Source organism: Nakamurella leprariae, from assembly GCF_016918035.1.
Taxonomy (GTDB): domain Bacteria; phylum Actinomycetota; class Actinomycetes; order Mycobacteriales; family Nakamurellaceae; genus Nakamurella; species Nakamurella leprariae.
The window spans coordinates 1-16,101 of sequence record NZ_JAERWK010000023.1; the positions used below are offsets into that span (position 1 = coordinate 1).

The window sequence follows — 16,101 nt, forward strand, 5'->3', positions numbered from 1 at the left end:
CCTCACCGCCCCCGTCGGCGACCTGCCCACCGACCTCGCCCACACACTCCGCACCCGCGTGGCCACCCTCGCCACCCGACACCCGCTCTACCCAGACCTGAGCTGAACCCCCGCCGACCGAGATCCCGTCCCAGGGTCCTGCTCGTCGCGGTCGGCCCGGTGCGACGACGGGCCAGGCCGACATCTGAGGTGCGGCCGAGATCGGGTGGTCATCGCCTGTTCGACGGCCCGTGCTGTACTGGGACCGTGCGGATCTCGCCCGCTCGCCGCACGGCGCCGCTGCTCACCCTGCTCGCTCTCACCCTGCTGGTGCTCGCCGGCTGCACAGGCGGCTCGGAGCCGGGACCGACGAGCGCACCGACCAGCCCGTCATTCTCGCCGGTCACCTCGTCGACGGTCGCGGCGCCGGACGGTCCGCCCACCGCGGTGACCAGCTCGGGGACGTTGACCGGGACGACCACTCCGTTGACCCGGCAGTTCCTCGGCGTCCGCTACGCGCAGCCGCCGGTGGGGGAGCGGCGCTGGACGCTGCCCGAAGTGCTGCCGCCCACCTCCGAGCCGGTCGACGCCACCGCGTCCGGCGCCGCCTGCGCGCCGGACGCGCCGACCGGCCTACCACCGGGCAGCACGGTCGAGGACTGCCTGTTCCTGAACGTGACCACGCCCTTGAGCGCCGATCCGGCCACACCGGTGCCGGTGATGGTGTGGTGGCACGGCGGCGGCTTCACCGACGGATCCGGCGCCGAGTACGACGCGCAACGCCTGGCGTCCCGTGGCGACGTCATCGTCGTCACGGTCAACTACCGGTTGGGCATCTTCGGCTACCTGGGGCTGCCCGGCCTTCCCGGATCGGGGAACTTCGGGCTCGCCGACCAGATCGCCGCGACGCGGTGGGTCAAGGACAACGCGGCTGCGTTCGGCGGCGACCCGGACGACCTGACCGTGTTCGGTGAGTCGGCCGGCGGCATGTCGGCCTGCGCGTTCCTGACCTCACCCGCCGCGACCGGACTCGTCGCCAAGGTGGCCGTCTCGTCCGGGTCGTGCGCGCTGTCCTGGCCGGCGGGCACCCTGTACCCGGGCCTGCCCGCGTCCCGCCCGTACGTCGACCTGTCCACGTCGCAGGCCCTGGGCACGGGCGCGGCCGCGACGCTGGGGTGCGCCGACCCGGATCCGATCGCCTGCCTGCGGGCGCTGCCCGCCGAGACGCTGGCCGCCTCGACCGATCAGTTGTCCAACAGCGTCGCCTTCGGCACCGACCTGCTGCCGCTCGACCCGGCCGTCGCGGTGGCGCAGGGGGAGGTGGCCGAGGTGCCGGTGCTGTCCGGAGGCACCCAGGACGAGGCCCGCTCGTTCGTGGCCGCGGCGCTGACGGCCGACCCGGCGTCGGTGACCGAGCAGACCTATCCGAGCCTGTTGCGGGCAGCGTTCGGTGAGTCGGCCGCGACGGTACAGGAGCAGTACCCGCTGTCGGCCTTCGACTCACCCGGGCTGGCCTGGGCGGCGGTGATCAGCGACAGTGCTTGGGCCTGCCCGACCCTGCACGCCGATCAGCAGCTGGCCGGCGCCACCACCGTGTACGGGTTCGAGTTCGCCGACCCCCAGGCGCCGAACGTCAACGGGCTCGACGTACCGTCGGTGCCGCTGGGGGCCACGCACGCCACCGAGCTGCCGTTCCTGTTCGACCTGGGTGGCACCAGTGCACTGAGGACGCCCGAGCAGCAGCAGCTCTCGGACGCGATGATCGACGCCTGGTCGGCGTTCGCCCGGATCGGTGTGCCAGTCGCGGACGGTCTGCCGGACTGGCCGGCGATGACGGCGTCGTCCACCCACGTGATGCGGTTGGTGCAGGGCGGATCGTCGATGGTCGACGCAGCGGCCGAGCACCGCTGTGACTTCTGGGCCGGCATCACCCCGGCGGCGTGACCGGCGCCCGTCACCGGCCGGCGGCGTGACGGTCGAGGAACTGCAGCACCTCCCGCTGGTCGACTCCGGGGAACACGCCGGGCGGCATGGCGGCCAGCAGGTGTGAGTGGGCCCGGGCGCTGGGCCAGGCGAGGCCGTCCCAGCGTCCGGCGAGCTCGGCCGGCGGTTCGCTGCAGCAGCTCGGGTCGGGGCAGCGGGACCGGGCGCGGGACTGGGTGTCCCGGCCGCGCATCCACTGGGCGACGCGATAGGGCATGCCGACGCTGACCGAGAACAGACCGGCGGGGTTGGGGTCGACCAGAGCGGTGCACCAGTAGGTGCCCGAGCTGGTGTCGGTGTACTGCTGGTACGCCCGCGAGGTGTCCGGCTGGTCGAACACCGCGCGGGCGGTCCACGCCCGGCACACCCGCTGGCCCTCGATGGCGCCGGTGAGGTCGCTGGAGAAGTGGACACCGTCGTTCTCGTAGGCCTTGTGGATGATGCCGGCCGAGGAGATCCGCATGAAGTGCACCGGCATCCCGAGGTGCCGGGTGGCCAGGTTGGTGAAGCGGTGGGCGGCGGTCTCGTAGGAGACAGCGTAGGCGTCGCGCAGGTCCTCGATGGCGATGTCGCGTTCGGCCCGGGCGCGCTCGAGCATGGTCAGCGTGCCCTGTTCGGGCAACAGCACCGCGGCGGCGAAGTAGTTGATCTCAACGCGCTGCCGGAGGAACTCCGAGTAGTCCTGTGGCACCTGGTGGCCCAGGACGAAGTGGCCGAGCGCCTGCAGGGCCAGCGAGCGGGAGCCGTGCTGTCCGACCTCAGGGCGGGGTAGGTAGATGATGCGGTTGGCGAGATCGCTGACGGTGCGCGTCGACTCGGGCAGGTCGACGGCGTGCTGCAGCCGGAAGCCGAGGTGTCCGGCCAGCCGGTCGACGACGGCTCGGGTGATCGGGCCGCCCTCGTACCGGGACGCGGTGAGCAGGCCGGCCGCGAGTTGTTCGATCTCGCCGTAGTAGTTGTCCCGTCGGCGCATCTCCAGCCGAAGCTCGGCGTTGGCCCGCCGGGCCGCCTCCGGGGTGGCCACCCGGGCGGCCTGCTCGCGGGCCAGTTCCCGGTGCAGGCCGACCAGTGCCTCGAGCGCATCGGTGGGCAGTCGCGGCCCGGGCCGCACCGCGGGCACCCCCAGTGCCTCGAAAGCCGGTGCACGCTGCGCCTTCTCGAGCTCGATCTCCAGCGCGGCCCGCCGGCTGGGCGGCTCCACGGCGAGCAGCTCACCCAGCCCGGTGCCGAGCGCCGCGGCCAGCGCGGTCAGGGTGGACAACTTCGCCTCGCGCTTGCCGTTCTCCAGCAACGACAGCGCGGACGCGGACATGCCCACGGCGCCGGCCAGGTCGTCGAGCGTGCGCTGCTGCTGCCGACGCAAGTGGCGCAGCCGGCGGCCGACGGTGAGCGGGTCGGGGGCTCCGGCGGGGGTGGGCACGGTGCCCGACGGTGCGGAAGCGGGCGGACGGCGACTCTTCACACCGGACGACGGCTGCGGCATTGTTGCACGGTAGCGCAAGAACTGCAGTTCTTGAACTGCTCGATGCATTGAGGATCTTGATCCTGCACGGGACGGTGGGTGCGTTCCCGGACCGCCCATCACCGACCGAAACCCTGGATCGGTGCCGCCGAGAGGATCACCATGACCGCCACCCTGTCCCCGAAGGCCGCACCGGCCGCCGACGCCCCTGCCGCGGATGCCGCTGCGGCACTGCAGCACTCGTGGGACTCCGACCCGCGGTGGGTGGGCGTCTCGCGGACGTACTCGGCGCAGGACGTGGTGCGGTTGCGCGGCACGGTGCAGGAGGAGCACACCCTGGCGCGTCTGGGTGCGGAGCGGCTGTGGTCGGCGCTGCAGACGAAGACGTTCACCCGGGCGCTGGGGGCGTTGACCGGGAATCAGGCTGTGCAGATGGTCCGGGGTGGGTTGGAGGCGATCTACCTGTCCGGGTGGCAGGTGGCGGCGGATGCGAACCTGGCCGGGCAGACGTACCCGGATCAGAGCCTGTACCCGGCGAACTCGGTGCCGGCGGTGGTCCGCCGGATCAACAACGCGCTGCTGCGGGCGGACGAGATCGACCACGCCGCCGGTCGTCCCGACCGCCAGTGGCTGGTGCCGATCGTGGCCGACGCCGAGGCCGGGTTCGGTGGGGCGCTGAACGCGTTCGAGTTGATGAAGTCGATGATCGCCTCCGGCGCGGCCGGGGTGCACTGGGAGGACCAACTGGCGTCGGAGAAGAAGTGCGGCCACTTGGGCGGCAAGGTCCTGATCCCGACCGCGCAGCACGTGCGCACCTTGAATGCGGCCCGGCTGGCGGCGGACGTCGCCGGGGTGCCGAGCATCGTGATCGCCCGCACCGACGCGCTGGCCGCGGACCTGCTGACCAGCGACGTCGATGAGACCGACCGGCCGTTCACCACCGGGGAACGGACCAGCGAGGGGTTCTACCGGGTGCGCAACGGCATCGAGCCGGTGCTGGCCCGGGCCAAGGCGTACGCGCCGTACTCGGACCTGATCTGGGTGGAGACCGGCACGCCCGATCTGGGGCTGGCCCGGGAGTTCGCCACCGAGCTGCATCGCGAGTTCCCCGACCAGATGCTGGCCTACAACTGCTCGCCGTCGTTCAACTGGAAGGCCGCACTCTCGGACCGCGAGATCGCCGCGTTCCAGGAGGAACTCGGGGAGCTGGGCTACCGGTTCCAGTTCATCACCCTGGCCGGGTTCCACGCGCTGAACCACTCGATGTTCCACCTGGCCCAGGGCTACTCGCGGACCGGGATGAGCGCCTACGTCCAGTTGCAGGAGGCCGAGTTCGCCGACGAGGCGGCCGGTTACACCGCGGTCAAGCACCAGGCCGAGGTCGGGACCGGCTACTTCGACGCCGTGGCCACCGCCCTGAACCCCGACAGCGCGACCACGGCCCTGTCCGGCTCCACCGAGGAAGAGCAGTTCCACTGATCGCCGGTCGACCGACCCGAGCTGAGGACCCAGTCATGACGCAGACCGTCTCTTCCACTGACCCGCCCACTCCCAGCAGCACCCGCCCGATCACCCGCCCGACTGTGGTCGGCGCCTGGCACGACCGGTTCGAGGAGATCCTGACCCCGGAGGCGCTGGACTTCCTGGCCCGGCTGGACAATGCCGCGGCCGGCCGCCGCGCCGATCTGCTCGCCGCTCGGCGGGCCCGTGCCCACCGGATCCGGCACGGCGAGGATCTGGACTTCCTGCCCGGCACCGGGTCGATCCGCCGCGACCCGTCCTGGCAGGTGGCGCCGCCGGCGCCCGGCCTGACCCGGCGGCGGGTGGAGATGACCGGCCCGGTGACCCGCCGGATGACCATCAATGCGCTGAACTCGGGCGCGGACGTGTGGATGGCCGACTTCGAGGACGCCACCGCCCCGGCCTGGCAGACCGTCATCGATGGACAGCTCAACCTGCTGGACGCGATCCGCGACCGGATCGAGTTCACCGACGACAGCGGTCGCGAGTACCGCGTCGTCGAGGCGTCTCAGCGGCCGACGATCGTGGTCCGGCCCCGCGGGTGGAGGCTGTGCGAGAAGCACCTGACCATCGACGGACGGCCGATGTCGGCGTCGCTGGTCGACTTCGGCCTGTTCTTCTTCCACAACGCCCGCGAGCTGATCGCCCGCGGGGCGGGACCGTACTGCTACCTGCCCAAGCTCGAGTCGCACCTCGAGGCCCGGCTGTGGAACGACGTGTTCGTGCAGGCCCAGGCGCTGCTCGGCATCCCGCAGGGCACCATCCGGGCCACCGTCCTCATCGAGACGCTGCCGGCGGCGTTCGAGATGGACGAGATCCTGTACGAGCTGCGGGATCACAGCGCTGGGCTGAACGCGGGCCGGTGGGACTACCTGTTCAGCCGGATCAAGACCTTCGCCCAGCGCGGGCCGGAGTTCGTGCTGCCGGAGCGGGCTGAGCTGACCATGACCATCCCGACCATGCGCGCCTACACCGACCTGCTGGTGGCCACCTGCCATCGCCGCGGCGCGCACGCCATCGGCGGCATGGCCGCGTTCGTGCCGAGCAAGGCCGACCCGCAGGCAGCCGAGCGGGCGCTGACCAAGATGCGCGCGGACAAGGACCGGGAGGCCGCCGACGGCTTCGACGGCTCCTGGGCCGCCCACCCGGCCCTGGTGCCGACCTGCCGCGACGCCTTCGAGGCGGTGCTGCAGGGTCGCCCCGACCAGCGCGACCGGCAACGCGACCGGCAGGGCGACGGCGTCGCCGTCACGGCCACGGATCTCATCGGGACGCCGACGACCACGCCGCCGTGGATCACCCTCACCGGCCTGCGCACCAACGTCTCGGTGTCGCTGCGCTACCTGACCGCGTGGGTCAGCGGGCAGGGCGCGGTGGCCATCGACTCGCTCATGGAGGACGCCGCCACCGTCGAGATCTCCCGAGCCCAGGTGTGGCAGTGGCTGCATCATCGGGTCAGGCTGGCCGAGGGGCTGGTCGTCACCCGGGACCTGGTCACCGAGCTGATGGACCACGAGGTCGAGCTGCTGCACGCCCAGGCCACCGACGACCGTGACCACCGGCACGTCGACGAGGCCCGCGACGTCTTCGTCGAGACCGCGCTCGGCGAGGAGCTGCCCGCGTTCTTCACCCCGTACGCCTACGTCCGCTACCTGGTCGACCGGCCGCTGCAGCCGGCGCAGCGGCCGACCGCCGAAGACCTGCGCCGGTCCGAGGTCGTCCGCGGCCACGAGGTCCGGTCGGAGCCCTGACACACCCCGGGGCCGGACCGAGCAGCTCGGTCCGGCCCCGGGAACGAACGACGTCTCAGGCGCCGACCAGGTCCCGCTCCGCGATCGCCTTGATCGCGGCCAGCGTCTCCGGGATGCCGGTCTGCGCCCAACCCTGGCGCTCGTCGATGAGCGCCTGCCCCGTCTCCTCGCCGAACTGGTTGAGGAAGAAGTCCTTGCCGCCCGGCAGCAGCTCCCAGGATTCGGTGAGCCGAGTGCCCTCGCCCTCGGGGGCGAGCGTGTAGCCCCAACGGACGAGCTCACCGCCGACCTGCCAGGTGAATTCCCGGCCCGGCTCGGCCGCGACGACCAGCGACCGGGTCTCCCAGGTGTTGCCGTTGGCCTCGTTGCGGCCGTTGAACCAGTCGCCCACGCGCGGGCCGGCGCCCTCGTCCCACCACGCGGCCTTGCACTTGGGGCTCCACTCGCCGGTCCGCGTCACGTCGCTGACCAGCTCGTAGACGGCCTCCGGAGAGGCGTCGATGAGGATCGAATCGGAGAAGGACAACCCTGTCGTCTCGGTCATGGGTGCAGTGTGACCGACGTCGCCGGCCGGTGAACGATCGGCCCCCGCCGATCACCCCCGCCGATCACCCGGCCTCGAGCAGCTGGCCGCGATCACCCTTGCGGCGCGGCGTGGTCGGCCGGCACCCGCTCGGCCTGCACCGGCGGCGGGGGCGGGGTGCCGTCGCCGAACGGCCGGCCCCCCAGCTGCTCGCGGTGGTGGGCCGTCCACCAGTTGGCCAGGTCCGGACCCTTGGGCACGATCTGCGTCGGGTTGATGTCCGAGTGGACGATGTAGTAGTGCTGCCTGATCTGCACGAAGTCGGTGGTGTCGCCGAACCCGGGCGTCTGGAACAGGTCTCGCGCGTACGCCCACAGCACCGGCATCTCCGACAGCTTGCTGCGGTTGCACTTGAAGTGCCCGTGGTAGACGGCGTCGAACCGGGCCAGCGTGGTGAACAGGAAGACGTCGGCCTGGGTGATGGTGTCGCCGACCAGGTACCGGCGGTCACGCAGCCGGTCGGAGAGCCAGTCGAGCCGGGTGAACAGCCGGTCGTACGCGGCGTCGTACGACTCCTGCGAGCCGGCGAACCCACACCGGTAGACGCCGTTGTTGACCTCGGTGTAGTTGCGGCGCGCCACCTCGTCGATCTCCTCGCGCAGGGCCTCCGGGTACAGGTCCGGCGCGCCGTCGCGGTGGTGCGCCGTCCACTCGGTGGAGAAGTCGAGCGTCATCTGCCGGTAGTCGTTGGTCACGACCGCCCCGGTCGGCACGTCCACCATGGCGGGCACGGTGATGCCGCGCGGGTAGTCGGGGAACCGGGCGAAGTACGCGTCCTGCAGCCGCGGGATGCCGAGCACCGGGTCGACCCCGTCGGGATCCAGGTCGAAGGTCCAACTGCGCTCGTCGTGGGTCGGCCCGCACATGCCCATCGAGATCACCGACTCCAGGCCGAGCAGCCGGCGCACGATCACCGCGCGGTTGGCCCACGGGCAGGCCCGGGCCACCACCAGCCGGTACCGGTCGGCCTCCACCGGGTACTCGTCCTGGCCGGCCCCGGTCGCGGTGATCCGGGTGGTGATGTAGTCGGTGTCGCGGGTGAACTCGCTCCCGGCGGTGACGTACGAACCCTGCTTGGCATCGGTCCCGGTGTCCGTCATGGCTCCAGCCTGCCATCGCACACCGCCGTGCTGCCCCGCCTCATCCGACCGAGGGCTGGTTGGGGGAGCCGTCGGACCCGGTCACCGGCGTGCCGTCGCCGGACTCCTGCCGCTTGAAGAACGACAGTTCGCCGTTGGCCTCCAGCACGGCCAACCGGATGTCGCTGAACCGTTCGAAACCCTGCTGGCGGGCGGCGGCCATCAGGTCGTCGATCGACATGCGTTCGGCGCGCAGCACATCCATCTGCGGTTCGCCCCGTTCCACCACGACGACGGCGACCCCGGTGGTCACCGCCCGAGCGCGCGGCCAGCGCGAGTCGGCCCAGGACAGGGCCAGCGTCAGCACCGCGAACACCGAGACGGCGAGCAGGCCACCGGTGAGCGACGAGTCCTGCTGGGTCACGGCCTGCTGGACCATGTCGCCCATCACGATGAACAGGATGAGCTGGAAGCTGCTCAACTCACCCAGGGTCGAGCGGCCGACGATCCTGGTGACCAGCCACAGGAACAGGAACATGACGGCGGCGCGGTAGACGATCTCCACGGCAACGGCTCCTCGGGGCAGGCAGCATCGGGGCAGGCGGCGACATCAGGGCGGCGACATCAGGGCGGCGACATCAGGGCAGCGACATCAGGGCAGCAGCGTGGTGGTGAACCCGACGGAGACGATCTCCTCGTCGTCCACCTCGAGCCCGACGCGGGCGTCGATGCCGATCTGACTGCTCGGCTGGATGTAGGCGTCGTAGTCCGCCCGGAACACGTCGCCTTCGGGGGCCGTGTCGAACTCGAGCGCCACCCGGTCACCGTCCCCGGTGGTCGCCGAGGGTTCCGGGTTCCAGCCCTGGGTCTCGAACAGGTCGAGGAAGGCGCGGTCGACGGTGAGCGTGAGTGGACGCTCGGCGAGCGGCTCCGGCGCGGTGACCCGGATGGACACCGGGACGTCCAGTCCGGCGCGGGCCACCCGTGGGTACGTCAGCTCGAGCGTCCAGCCGTCGGCGGTGGCCCGCACGGTCCCGGCCCGCACTCCCAGCCATCCCGTCGCGCCCGCCACGACGATCGCGAGCAGCGCCACGGCGCCGAACCGGCGCAACCAGCGGGCGTACGCGGGCTTGCGCTGTCGGCGGACCGTCGACAGGGTCGAATCGTCGTCGTCCGTGAGCGCATGGCGCGGGTGGAACCGTTTCGCGGCGTCCGGCATCGCTCGTTCCTACCACCGGACAGCGGGTCGGATTCACACCGATGGCGCCGCGGTCACCGCTCGGGTCGGCACGGCGATCCGGGCGCTCAACCCGGCCAGGCTCAACGCGCCGGCCACGGCCAGCACGAAGCCCACGGTGGCGATCCCGCCGAACCCCTCGCGCACCCGGTCGCCCAGGAACGACAGGCCGATGGCCGACGGCAGCACGGTCTCGGTCGCGTAGTTCACCGCCGAGACCAGCGTCACCGAGCCGTGTTCCAACGCGGCGCCGAACGCGGTGGTGGCCAGGACCCCGTTCAGGGCGATGGCCAGGAAGGTCGGGTCGATCAGGTACAGCCACCAGGCGTGCGGCGCGTCCAGCGTCCGGGCCGCGACGGCCACCCAGGTGAAGCCCAGGCCGGCGGCCAGGGACAACGTGATGGCGCGGGGACGCCCGGCCGGCAGTCGCTTGGCCAGCGCCGCGATGCCGGCGGTGGGGATGACCGCGACGACCAGCGTCCAGCGCCAGATCTCGGCCAGCTCGATCGGCGGTTCGTCCCGGGCCGAGATGGCCAGCAGCACCAGTCCGGCCAGCATGCCGACCAGCGCGATGACCGACTGCCGCGGCAGCCGGGCGCCGAGCACCGCCGCCAGCACCGCGGTGACGCCGACGCTGCTGGCCACCCCGGCCTGCACCATGAACAACGGCAGGTACTGCATGGCCGCCGCCGCCGCGATGAACCCGGTCAGGTCGACGACCAGGCCGACCACGTACCGCGGTCGCCGGAGCAGTTGGCTGAACGGCACGGCATGACTGGGGCCACCGCGGGCGGCTGCCTTGGCGCCCTGTGACTCGAGGACCGAGCCCGCGCCACTGGCCACCGCCGCCAGCACCACCAGCAGGATCCCGATCACCATGGCGGCAGTCTCCCAGGCGGCGCGTGGGACGGGCGTGCGTCGGCTCGGCGGCTCGTCAGGTCGGCGGGTCGTCAGGCGGGGGTGGTGGGCCCCGGTGGCCGACCGCCCGCGATACTCGTCCCGCGCCGGCGTGGGTGCGGCCCGATCCAGCGGGCGGCCCGGCGGTGCGGGGCCCGGTGGACGAGCCGGCGGGCCGGTGGCGAGGGAGAGCGACGATGCGACTGGTCACGCTGCGAACGGCGGCGGGCACCCGGGCGGCCCGGCTGGACGGGAACACCGGGGACCCGGACTCCGGCACCCTGACGGTGCTGGACGGCGTGGCCGACGTGGGTTCCCTGCTGGCCCGGCCGGACTGGCGGGAGGTCGCCGCCGCGGCCGTCGGCGAGCAGATCCCGTACGCCGGAGCCGATCTCGCCCCCGTCGTGCCGCACCCGGGCAAGGTCATCTGCGCCGGGCTGAACTACCGGTCGCACATCCTGGAGATGGGGATGGAGCTGCCCGCCTTCCCGACCCTGTTCCCCAAGTTCGCCGAGTCCCTGGTCGGTGCGACGGACGACGTCCTGTTGCCGCCGGAGGATCCGCACCTCGACTGGGAGGCCGAGCTGGCCGTCGTCATCGGCACGCCGGTCCGCCGCGCCACCGAGCAGACGGCGGCCGCGGCCATCGCGGGATGGACCGTGTCGAACGACGTCTCGATGCGCGGCTGGCAGTTCCGCACCGCCCAGTGGCTGGCCGGCAAGGGCTGGGAGCGCAGCACGCCGCTCGGTCCGGCGCTGGTCACGCCGGACGAGTGGGCGCCGGGACCGACCATCCGCGCCACCGTCGCCGGGGAGCTGATGCAGGAGGCGTCCACCGACGACCTGGTCTTCTCACCCGCCGCGCTCGTCGCCTACATCTCCACCATGATCACGCTGCAGCCGGGCGACGTGGTGCTGACCGGGACCCCCGGTGGGGTCGGGTACGCCCGGACGCCCCCGCGCTGGCTGGTCGACGGCGAGGTCGTCGAGATCTCCATCGACGGGCTCGGCGTGCTGCGCAACCAGATCCGCGCCGAGCGCTGAATCGCCCTGCTGCCGGGCGCCGGATTCAGGCGCCCGGCAGGAACAGGCAGAACGGGTGCCCGGCCGGATCCAGCCAGACCCGGACGTGCTGCTGCGGCTGGAACCCGGCCAGGGTCGCACCGAGTTCGGCGGCCCGGTCACCGGCCGCGTCCAGGTCGTCCACCTCGATGTCCAGGTGGGCCATCATCGGGAGCTCGCCGGTCCCGGCCGGCCAGGTCGGCGGCCGGTAGGCCGGCTCCAGCTGGAACGACAGGCCGGCACCGCCGTCCGGGCTGCGCAACCGCGCCCACTCCGGCGCCTCCTCGATCGTCTCCCAGCCCAGCAGGCGGCGGTAGAAGTCGGTCAGCGTGGCCACGTCCGGGGTGTCGAGCACCGTGGCGGACAGGCGGAAGCTCGGGCTCATCGACACTCCTGCAGGTCGTGGTGTCGCCGGGTCCGTTCAGTCTGGACCCCGGGACCACCTCTCCCTGCAGGCAGAGGTCGATCTCGTCCCCGGTGGCCGATGCGGCGGGCGGTCCCGGCCTCGGACGATCGCATGGATCGACACGACGAAAGCCGTGGTCACCGTCCGGGCGCTGGTCAAGCGGACGGCGACCGCACCGTGGTCGACGGCGTGGACCTCGACGTCCGTCCGGGCGAGCTGGTCGGCCTGATCGGCGCGAACGGCGCCGGCACGACGACGACGGTGGAGTGCCTGCAGGGACAGCGCCGGCCCGAGCGGGACGGTGCGGCCCGTGACGGTGACGAGCTGCTCGTGGCGTTCGACCTCGCCGACCGACGCCGCTCCTTCGTGGGCTCGATGAGTGGCGGTGGACGACACCGGCTGTCGTTGGTCACCGGGCTGCTGAACGCGCCGCACCTGGTGGTGCTGGATGAACTGACCCGAGGACTGGATCTCGCCGCACGGCGGGACGTGTGGGCCGCGATCGCCGAGCTGCGCCGCACCGGCACCGCGGTGCTGCTGGTCACCCACGAGACGCGAGCCCGGGCTTCGAGGCCGCGCCGCTGCGGTCGTCTTCGCGTTCGACAACGGGGTGGTCCGGCCCGCCCGCGGTGGAGCCTGTCGGCGACCGCCGAGCGAGACCCATTCGTGACAGCCTGATGTCGATCCGAAGATCACCATCACCTGGACGGATGGTGCTGAGCCGGGGTAACATTCTGTTCCCGACACCCCGGAGGAGTGCCGATGGATCCCCTCGTCCTCACCCTGCTGGTGGTGGGCGGGATCGGTCTGCTGGTGCTCGTGGTGGCCATGGTGATCGGGGACCTGCACTTCGATGCCGACGTCGACGGGCTCGGGGTCTTCTCGCTCCCCGCCCTGGCCGCGCTCATCGGCGGGATCGGCTTCATCGGGGCGGCGGTCGCCGCGCTGGTGCCCACGGGCTGGCCGACCGGTGGTCGGCTCGCCGTGGCGTTGGGCGCCGGTGTGGTGGGGGCGGTGCCCTTGTCGTACGGCGCCATCCGGCTGACCCGCGGTCTGATGGTCATGGCCACCGACCCGACGCCCACCGAGCACGATCTCGAGGGTCGGCTGGGTGCGGTGATCACCAGGATCCCCGCCGGTGGCATCGGCGAGATCCACGTCTCGCTGCACGGCACCCGGGTCAAACTGGCCGCCCGCAGCGACCTGGCGCTGCCGGTCGGGACGCCGATCATGGTCGCCGGGGTGGTGTCGCCGACGCTCGTCGAGGTCGTCTCAACGGCCTTCGAGCCGCCCGACCGTCCCGTCGATCCGCCGCCGAACCACCGCACTGACTGATCTTCTCGCGCCGAGGGACCCGTCCCGGCGTCCCCGCGCGAGACCTGCAGACCCTGCCCGAAGCCCGGCGGACCCGGCGGTCCGTCGTCCTCGAAGGAGAGTTCCGTGTCCTTGCCGGTCCTGATCGCCCTGGGCGGCGTCGCCGTGCTCATCATCCTGCTCGTGCTGCTGATCCTGTCCCGGATCAAGGTCGCCGGGCCCAACCAGGCGTTCCTGGTCACCGGCCGCCGCGGCCGGACGTCGACCTCGTCCTCCGGCGTGACCTCCACCGACCTGTCCGGCCAGAAGGTCGTGATGGGGGCGAGCGTGTTCGTGCTCCCGGTGGTGCAGAAGCTGCACTCCATCGACCTGTCCAGCCGGCGCATCCCGGTCGGCATCCGCGGTGCGGTGTCCAAGCAGGGCATCAAGACCGACCTCGAGGGGGTGGCCATCGTCAAGGTCGGTGGCTCCGAGGCGTCGATCCGTGCTGCTGCGCAACGCTTCCTGAACCAGCAGTCCGGCATCGACGTGTTCACCTCCGAGGTGCTGGCCGGCGCGCTGCGCTCCATCGTCGGCCGCCTCACCATCGAGGAGATCATCCGAGACCGCGCCGCGTTCGCCTCCGCCGTGGCCGAGGAGGCCGAGACCTCGCTCACCGGGCAGGGTCTGATCCTGGACACCTTCCAGTTGCAGGACATCCAGGCTGAGGGCAGCTATCTGGCCGACCTCGGACGACCAGAGGCCGCGCGGGTGCTCAAGGAGGCGGCCATCGCCGAGGCCCGGGCGCAGCAGGTCGCCGAGCAGGAATCGCTGCTGGCCCGGGAGGCCATCGCGGTGTCCAACCGGCAGTTGTCGCTCAAGCAGGCCGAGATCGACGCGCAGATCGACGCGGCCAAGGCCGAGGCGGCCGCCGCCGGTCCGCTGGCCAAGGCGGCGCAGGACCAGCGGGTGCTCACCGAGCAGGAGAAGGTGGCCGAGCGCACGGCCCTGCTCAAGGAGCGGCAGTTGGACACCGAGGTGCGGCGGCCGGCCGACGCCGACCGGTACCGCATCGAGACGCAGGCCCAGGCCAACAAGAACGCGGCCATCGCCCGGGCCGAGGCCGAGCGGCAGTCCACCATCGCCGCGGCCCAGGCCGGCGCCGAGCAGGCCCGGCTGGTCGGCGAGGGCGAGCGGTCCCGCCGGTCCGCGCTGGCCGAGGCCGAGGCCATCGAGGGCGCCAAGAAGGGTGAGGCGGAGCGGATGCGCCGGCAGGCGGTCGCCGAGGCGGTCGAGCGGGAGGGCTCGGCCGAGGCCAGCGCCATCCTGGCCCGCGGTCAGGCCGAGGCCGAGGCGATGGACCTGCGGTCCAAGGCGTTCGCCACGTACGGCCAGGCCGCGGTGCTGGAGATGCTGGTCACGGTGCTGCCCCAGGTGGTGGAGGCCGCGTCGGCCCCGCTGGCCGCGGTGGACAAGATGACCGTCATCTCCTCGGACGGCGCCGCCGGCGTCGGCCTCGGCAAGACCGTCGCCGCCAACGTGGCCCAGGGGCTGCAACTGTCCAAGGACCTCACCGGCGTCGACCTGGCCGGGCTGCTGAGCCGGCTGGCCGGAGCCGACCTCATGGCCAAGGCGGCGGTGGACGGGGACGCGAAGACCACGGTGGTACCGCGCTCCAGCTGATCGGATCGACCGCCGCCCGAGGTGCAGAGCGCCCCGGGCGGCGGGACGACAATGTCGGGCGATGAGCACCACCGGCTTCGCTCGCAGTCTGATCGCCTTCAACCCGTCGCCCCGGCGATGGCCCATCGCCGTCGCGGCCGGTCTGTCGATGGCCGTGCCGGTGGCGGTCGGGGCGCTGGCCGGTCGCACCGATCTCGGCCTGCTGGCCAGCCTGGGCGCCTTCACCTCGCTGTACTTCGGGGCCGAGCCGCGGCGCCGACGACTGCGGTTGCTGCCGGTGGTCGCGCTGGCGCTGGTCGCCGTCGCGGCGCTGGGAGCGCTGGTCGCGCCGTCCCACCCGGCCACCCTGGTCGGCTTGGCCGCGGTCGCCGTGGCGTCCGCGGTGGGGACCGTGGCCACCCGGCTCGGACCGCCCGGCGCGATCATGTTCATCCTGGTGTTCGGCATCTCGGCACAACTGACCGGGCCCATCTCTTCCGGTGGCGCCGGCGTCGCCCCCGGTCCGCTGCTCGGGCTGCTGGCCGCGGGATGCGTCGCTGCGTACCTGATCAGCGCCCTGGTCATGTCGATCCCCGCGGTGCGTTGGCCCGCTGCGGCCGCCGCGTTCGCCACTCCGAGACGACGGGACCCGATCGACGCGACCGACCGGCTCAGCGTCGCCCGTCAGGTGATGGCGTCGCTGCTCGGGGTCGGGCTGGTGACGGTCATCGGCGAGCCACGCGGCTACTGGGTGGTCGGGGCGTCGGTGGCCATCCTGAGTATCGGGCACCGGCACCGCGTCACCGTGGTCCGGGCGGTCCACCGCATCACCGGCACGGTCGTCGGGGTGGGCGTCTTCGCGCTGCTGGCGCTGCTGCACCCGCAGGGCATCTGGCTGGCGTTGCTGTTCGGCGTCCTGCAGTTCGTCATCGAACTGGTCGTCATCCGGCACTCCGCGCTGGCGCTGACGTTCATCACCCCGCTGGTCCTGCTGCTGCTGTCCGCCGCCCACCCGGGCAGCGCCGGCCGCATCGCGGTCGAGCGACTGGTCGACACCGGTTGGGGTGCGCTCATCGCCGTGCTGGTGCTGGGCATCGTGCCGGCGCGGTGGTTCCGGGAGCGCACGGCGCAGCCGTGAGCGGGTACGGGGGCACTCCCGGCTGGACGGTCGGCCCGCCCGGGTCGAT

At 72.3% G+C, this 16,101-nt stretch carries 15 protein-coding genes; 8 read left to right on the forward strand and 7 right to left on the reverse strand.

Going from position 1 to position 16,101, the window contains the following annotated elements:
• Positions 1-246 precede the first annotated feature (246 nt).
• The gene (locus JL106_RS17050) at positions 247-1,923 is read left to right on the forward strand and encodes a carboxylesterase/lipase family protein (RefSeq protein WP_205261963.1); all 1,677 of its coding nucleotides are present in this window, start codon (positions 247-249) and stop codon (positions 1,921-1,923) included.
• A gap of 10 nt (positions 1,924-1,933) precedes the next feature.
• On the opposite strand, the gene JL106_RS17055 is transcribed toward JL106_RS17050, so the two are convergent.
• Positions 1,934-3,445, reverse strand: a complete 1,512-nt coding sequence (locus tag JL106_RS17055; RefSeq protein WP_205261964.1) for an XRE family transcriptional regulator — start codon at positions 3,443-3,445, stop codon at positions 1,934-1,936.
• A gap of 141 nt (positions 3,446-3,586) precedes the next feature.
• Between JL106_RS17055 and aceA the strand changes: the two genes are divergently transcribed.
• Together aceA and aceB are read left to right on the forward strand one after the other, a co-directional pair.
• Positions 3,587-4,903 carry an isocitrate lyase gene (gene aceA, locus JL106_RS17060; RefSeq protein ID WP_205261965.1) on the forward strand — a complete coding sequence of 439 codons (1,317 nt, stop codon included), beginning with the start codon at positions 3,587-3,589 and terminating at the stop codon, positions 4,901-4,903.
• A gap of 35 nt (positions 4,904-4,938) precedes the next feature.
• Positions 4,939-6,696: a malate synthase A gene (aceB, locus tag JL106_RS17065; protein WP_205261966.1), complete on the forward strand. Its 1,758-nt coding sequence runs from the start codon at positions 4,939-4,941 to the stop codon at positions 6,694-6,696.
• A gap of 55 nt (positions 6,697-6,751) precedes the next feature.
• Here aceB and JL106_RS17070 read toward each other — a convergent pair whose 3' ends face one another.
• The 5 genes from JL106_RS17070 to JL106_RS17090 all read right to left on the reverse strand — a co-directional run bounded on the left by JL106_RS17070 (position 6,752) and on the right by JL106_RS17090 (position 10,474).
• The gene (locus tag JL106_RS17070) at positions 6,752-7,240 is read right to left on the reverse strand and encodes an SRPBCC family protein (RefSeq protein WP_205261967.1); all 489 of its coding nucleotides are present in this window, start codon (positions 7,238-7,240) and stop codon (positions 6,752-6,754) included.
• Positions 7,241-7,332: 92 nt separating this feature from the next.
• Positions 7,333-8,379, reverse strand: a complete 1,047-nt coding sequence (locus JL106_RS17075; RefSeq protein ID WP_205261968.1) for a glutathione S-transferase family protein — start codon at positions 8,377-8,379, stop codon at positions 7,333-7,335.
• A 40-nt stretch (positions 8,380-8,419) separates the two neighbouring features.
• Positions 8,420-8,923, reverse strand: a complete 504-nt coding sequence (locus JL106_RS21740) for a DUF421 domain-containing protein (protein WP_205261969.1) — start codon at positions 8,921-8,923, stop codon at positions 8,420-8,422.
• A gap of 87 nt (positions 8,924-9,010) precedes the next feature.
• A complete protein-coding gene (locus JL106_RS17085; RefSeq protein ID WP_205261970.1) occupies positions 9,011-9,577 on the reverse strand; it encodes a hypothetical protein in 567 nt (188 codons plus the stop codon).
• Positions 9,578-9,610: 33 nt separating this feature from the next.
• Positions 9,611-10,474, reverse strand: a complete 864-nt coding sequence (locus tag JL106_RS17090; protein WP_205261971.1) for a DMT family protein — start codon at positions 10,472-10,474, stop codon at positions 9,611-9,613.
• Between the two features lie 215 nt (positions 10,475-10,689).
• Between JL106_RS17090 and JL106_RS17095 the strand changes: the two genes are divergently transcribed.
• A complete protein-coding gene (locus JL106_RS17095; protein ID WP_205261972.1) occupies positions 10,690-11,535 on the forward strand; it encodes a fumarylacetoacetate hydrolase family protein in 846 nt (281 codons plus the stop codon).
• A gap of 25 nt (positions 11,536-11,560) precedes the next feature.
• Here JL106_RS17095 and JL106_RS17100 read toward each other — a convergent pair whose 3' ends face one another.
• On the reverse strand, positions 11,561-11,938 hold the full coding sequence (locus tag JL106_RS17100) for a VOC family protein (protein WP_205261973.1): 378 nt from the start codon (positions 11,936-11,938) through the stop codon (positions 11,561-11,563).
• A gap of 210 nt (positions 11,939-12,148) precedes the next feature.
• Here JL106_RS17100 and JL106_RS17105 point away from each other — a divergent pair, with 210 nt between their 5' ends.
• From JL106_RS17105 to JL106_RS17120, 4 genes are all read left to right on the forward strand, one after another.
• On the forward strand, positions 12,149-12,637 hold the full coding sequence (locus JL106_RS17105; protein WP_205261974.1) for an ATP-binding cassette domain-containing protein: 489 nt from the start codon (positions 12,149-12,151) through the stop codon (positions 12,635-12,637).
• Positions 12,638-12,721: 84 nt separating this feature from the next.
• The gene (locus JL106_RS17110) at positions 12,722-13,294 is read left to right on the forward strand and encodes a hypothetical protein (protein WP_205261975.1); all 573 of its coding nucleotides are present in this window, start codon (positions 12,722-12,724) and stop codon (positions 13,292-13,294) included.
• A gap of 111 nt (positions 13,295-13,405) precedes the next feature.
• Positions 13,406-14,935, forward strand: a complete 1,530-nt coding sequence (locus JL106_RS17115; RefSeq protein ID WP_236007881.1) for a flotillin family protein — start codon at positions 13,406-13,408, stop codon at positions 14,933-14,935.
• Positions 14,936-14,996: 61 nt separating this feature from the next.
• Complete coding sequence (locus tag JL106_RS17120; protein ID WP_205261977.1) at positions 14,997-16,052, forward strand: FUSC family protein; 1,056 nt, start codon at positions 14,997-14,999, stop codon at positions 16,050-16,052.
• The last annotated feature ends 49 nt before the right edge of the window (positions 16,053-16,101 follow it).

What these genes read in the sequence shown, in the direction of transcription:
- JL106_RS17055 (WP_205261964.1), bottom strand. Translation starts at nt 3,445, where the DNA reads ATGCCGCAGCCGTCGTCCGGTGTGAAGAGTCGCCGTCCGCCCGCTTCC.
- aceA (WP_205261965.1), top strand. Translation starts at nt 3,587, where the DNA reads ATGACCGCCACCCTGTCCCCGAAGGCCGCACCGGCCGCCGACGCCCCT.
- aceB (WP_205261966.1), top strand. Translation starts at nt 4,939, where the DNA reads ATGACGCAGACCGTCTCTTCCACTGACCCGCCCACTCCCAGCAGCACC.
- JL106_RS17070 (WP_205261967.1), bottom strand. Translation starts at nt 7,240, where the DNA reads ATGACCGAGACGACAGGGTTGTCCTTCTCCGATTCGATCCTCATCGAC.
- JL106_RS17075 (WP_205261968.1), bottom strand. Translation starts at nt 8,379, where the DNA reads ATGACGGACACCGGGACCGATGCCAAGCAGGGTTCGTACGTCACCGCC.
- JL106_RS17085 (WP_205261970.1), bottom strand. Translation starts at nt 9,577, where the DNA reads ATGCCGGACGCCGCGAAACGGTTCCACCCGCGCCATGCGCTCACGGAC.
- JL106_RS17090 (WP_205261971.1), bottom strand. Translation starts at nt 10,474, where the DNA reads ATGGTGATCGGGATCCTGCTGGTGGTGCTGGCGGCGGTGGCCAGTGGC.
- JL106_RS17095 (WP_205261972.1), top strand. Translation starts at nt 10,690, where the DNA reads ATGCGACTGGTCACGCTGCGAACGGCGGCGGGCACCCGGGCGGCCCGG.
- JL106_RS17100 (WP_205261973.1), bottom strand. Translation starts at nt 11,938, where the DNA reads ATGAGCCCGAGCTTCCGCCTGTCCGCCACGGTGCTCGACACCCCGGAC.
- JL106_RS17110 (WP_205261975.1), top strand. Translation starts at nt 12,722, where the DNA reads ATGGATCCCCTCGTCCTCACCCTGCTGGTGGTGGGCGGGATCGGTCTG.
- JL106_RS17120 (WP_205261977.1), top strand. Translation starts at nt 14,997, where the DNA reads ATGAGCACCACCGGCTTCGCTCGCAGTCTGATCGCCTTCAACCCGTCG.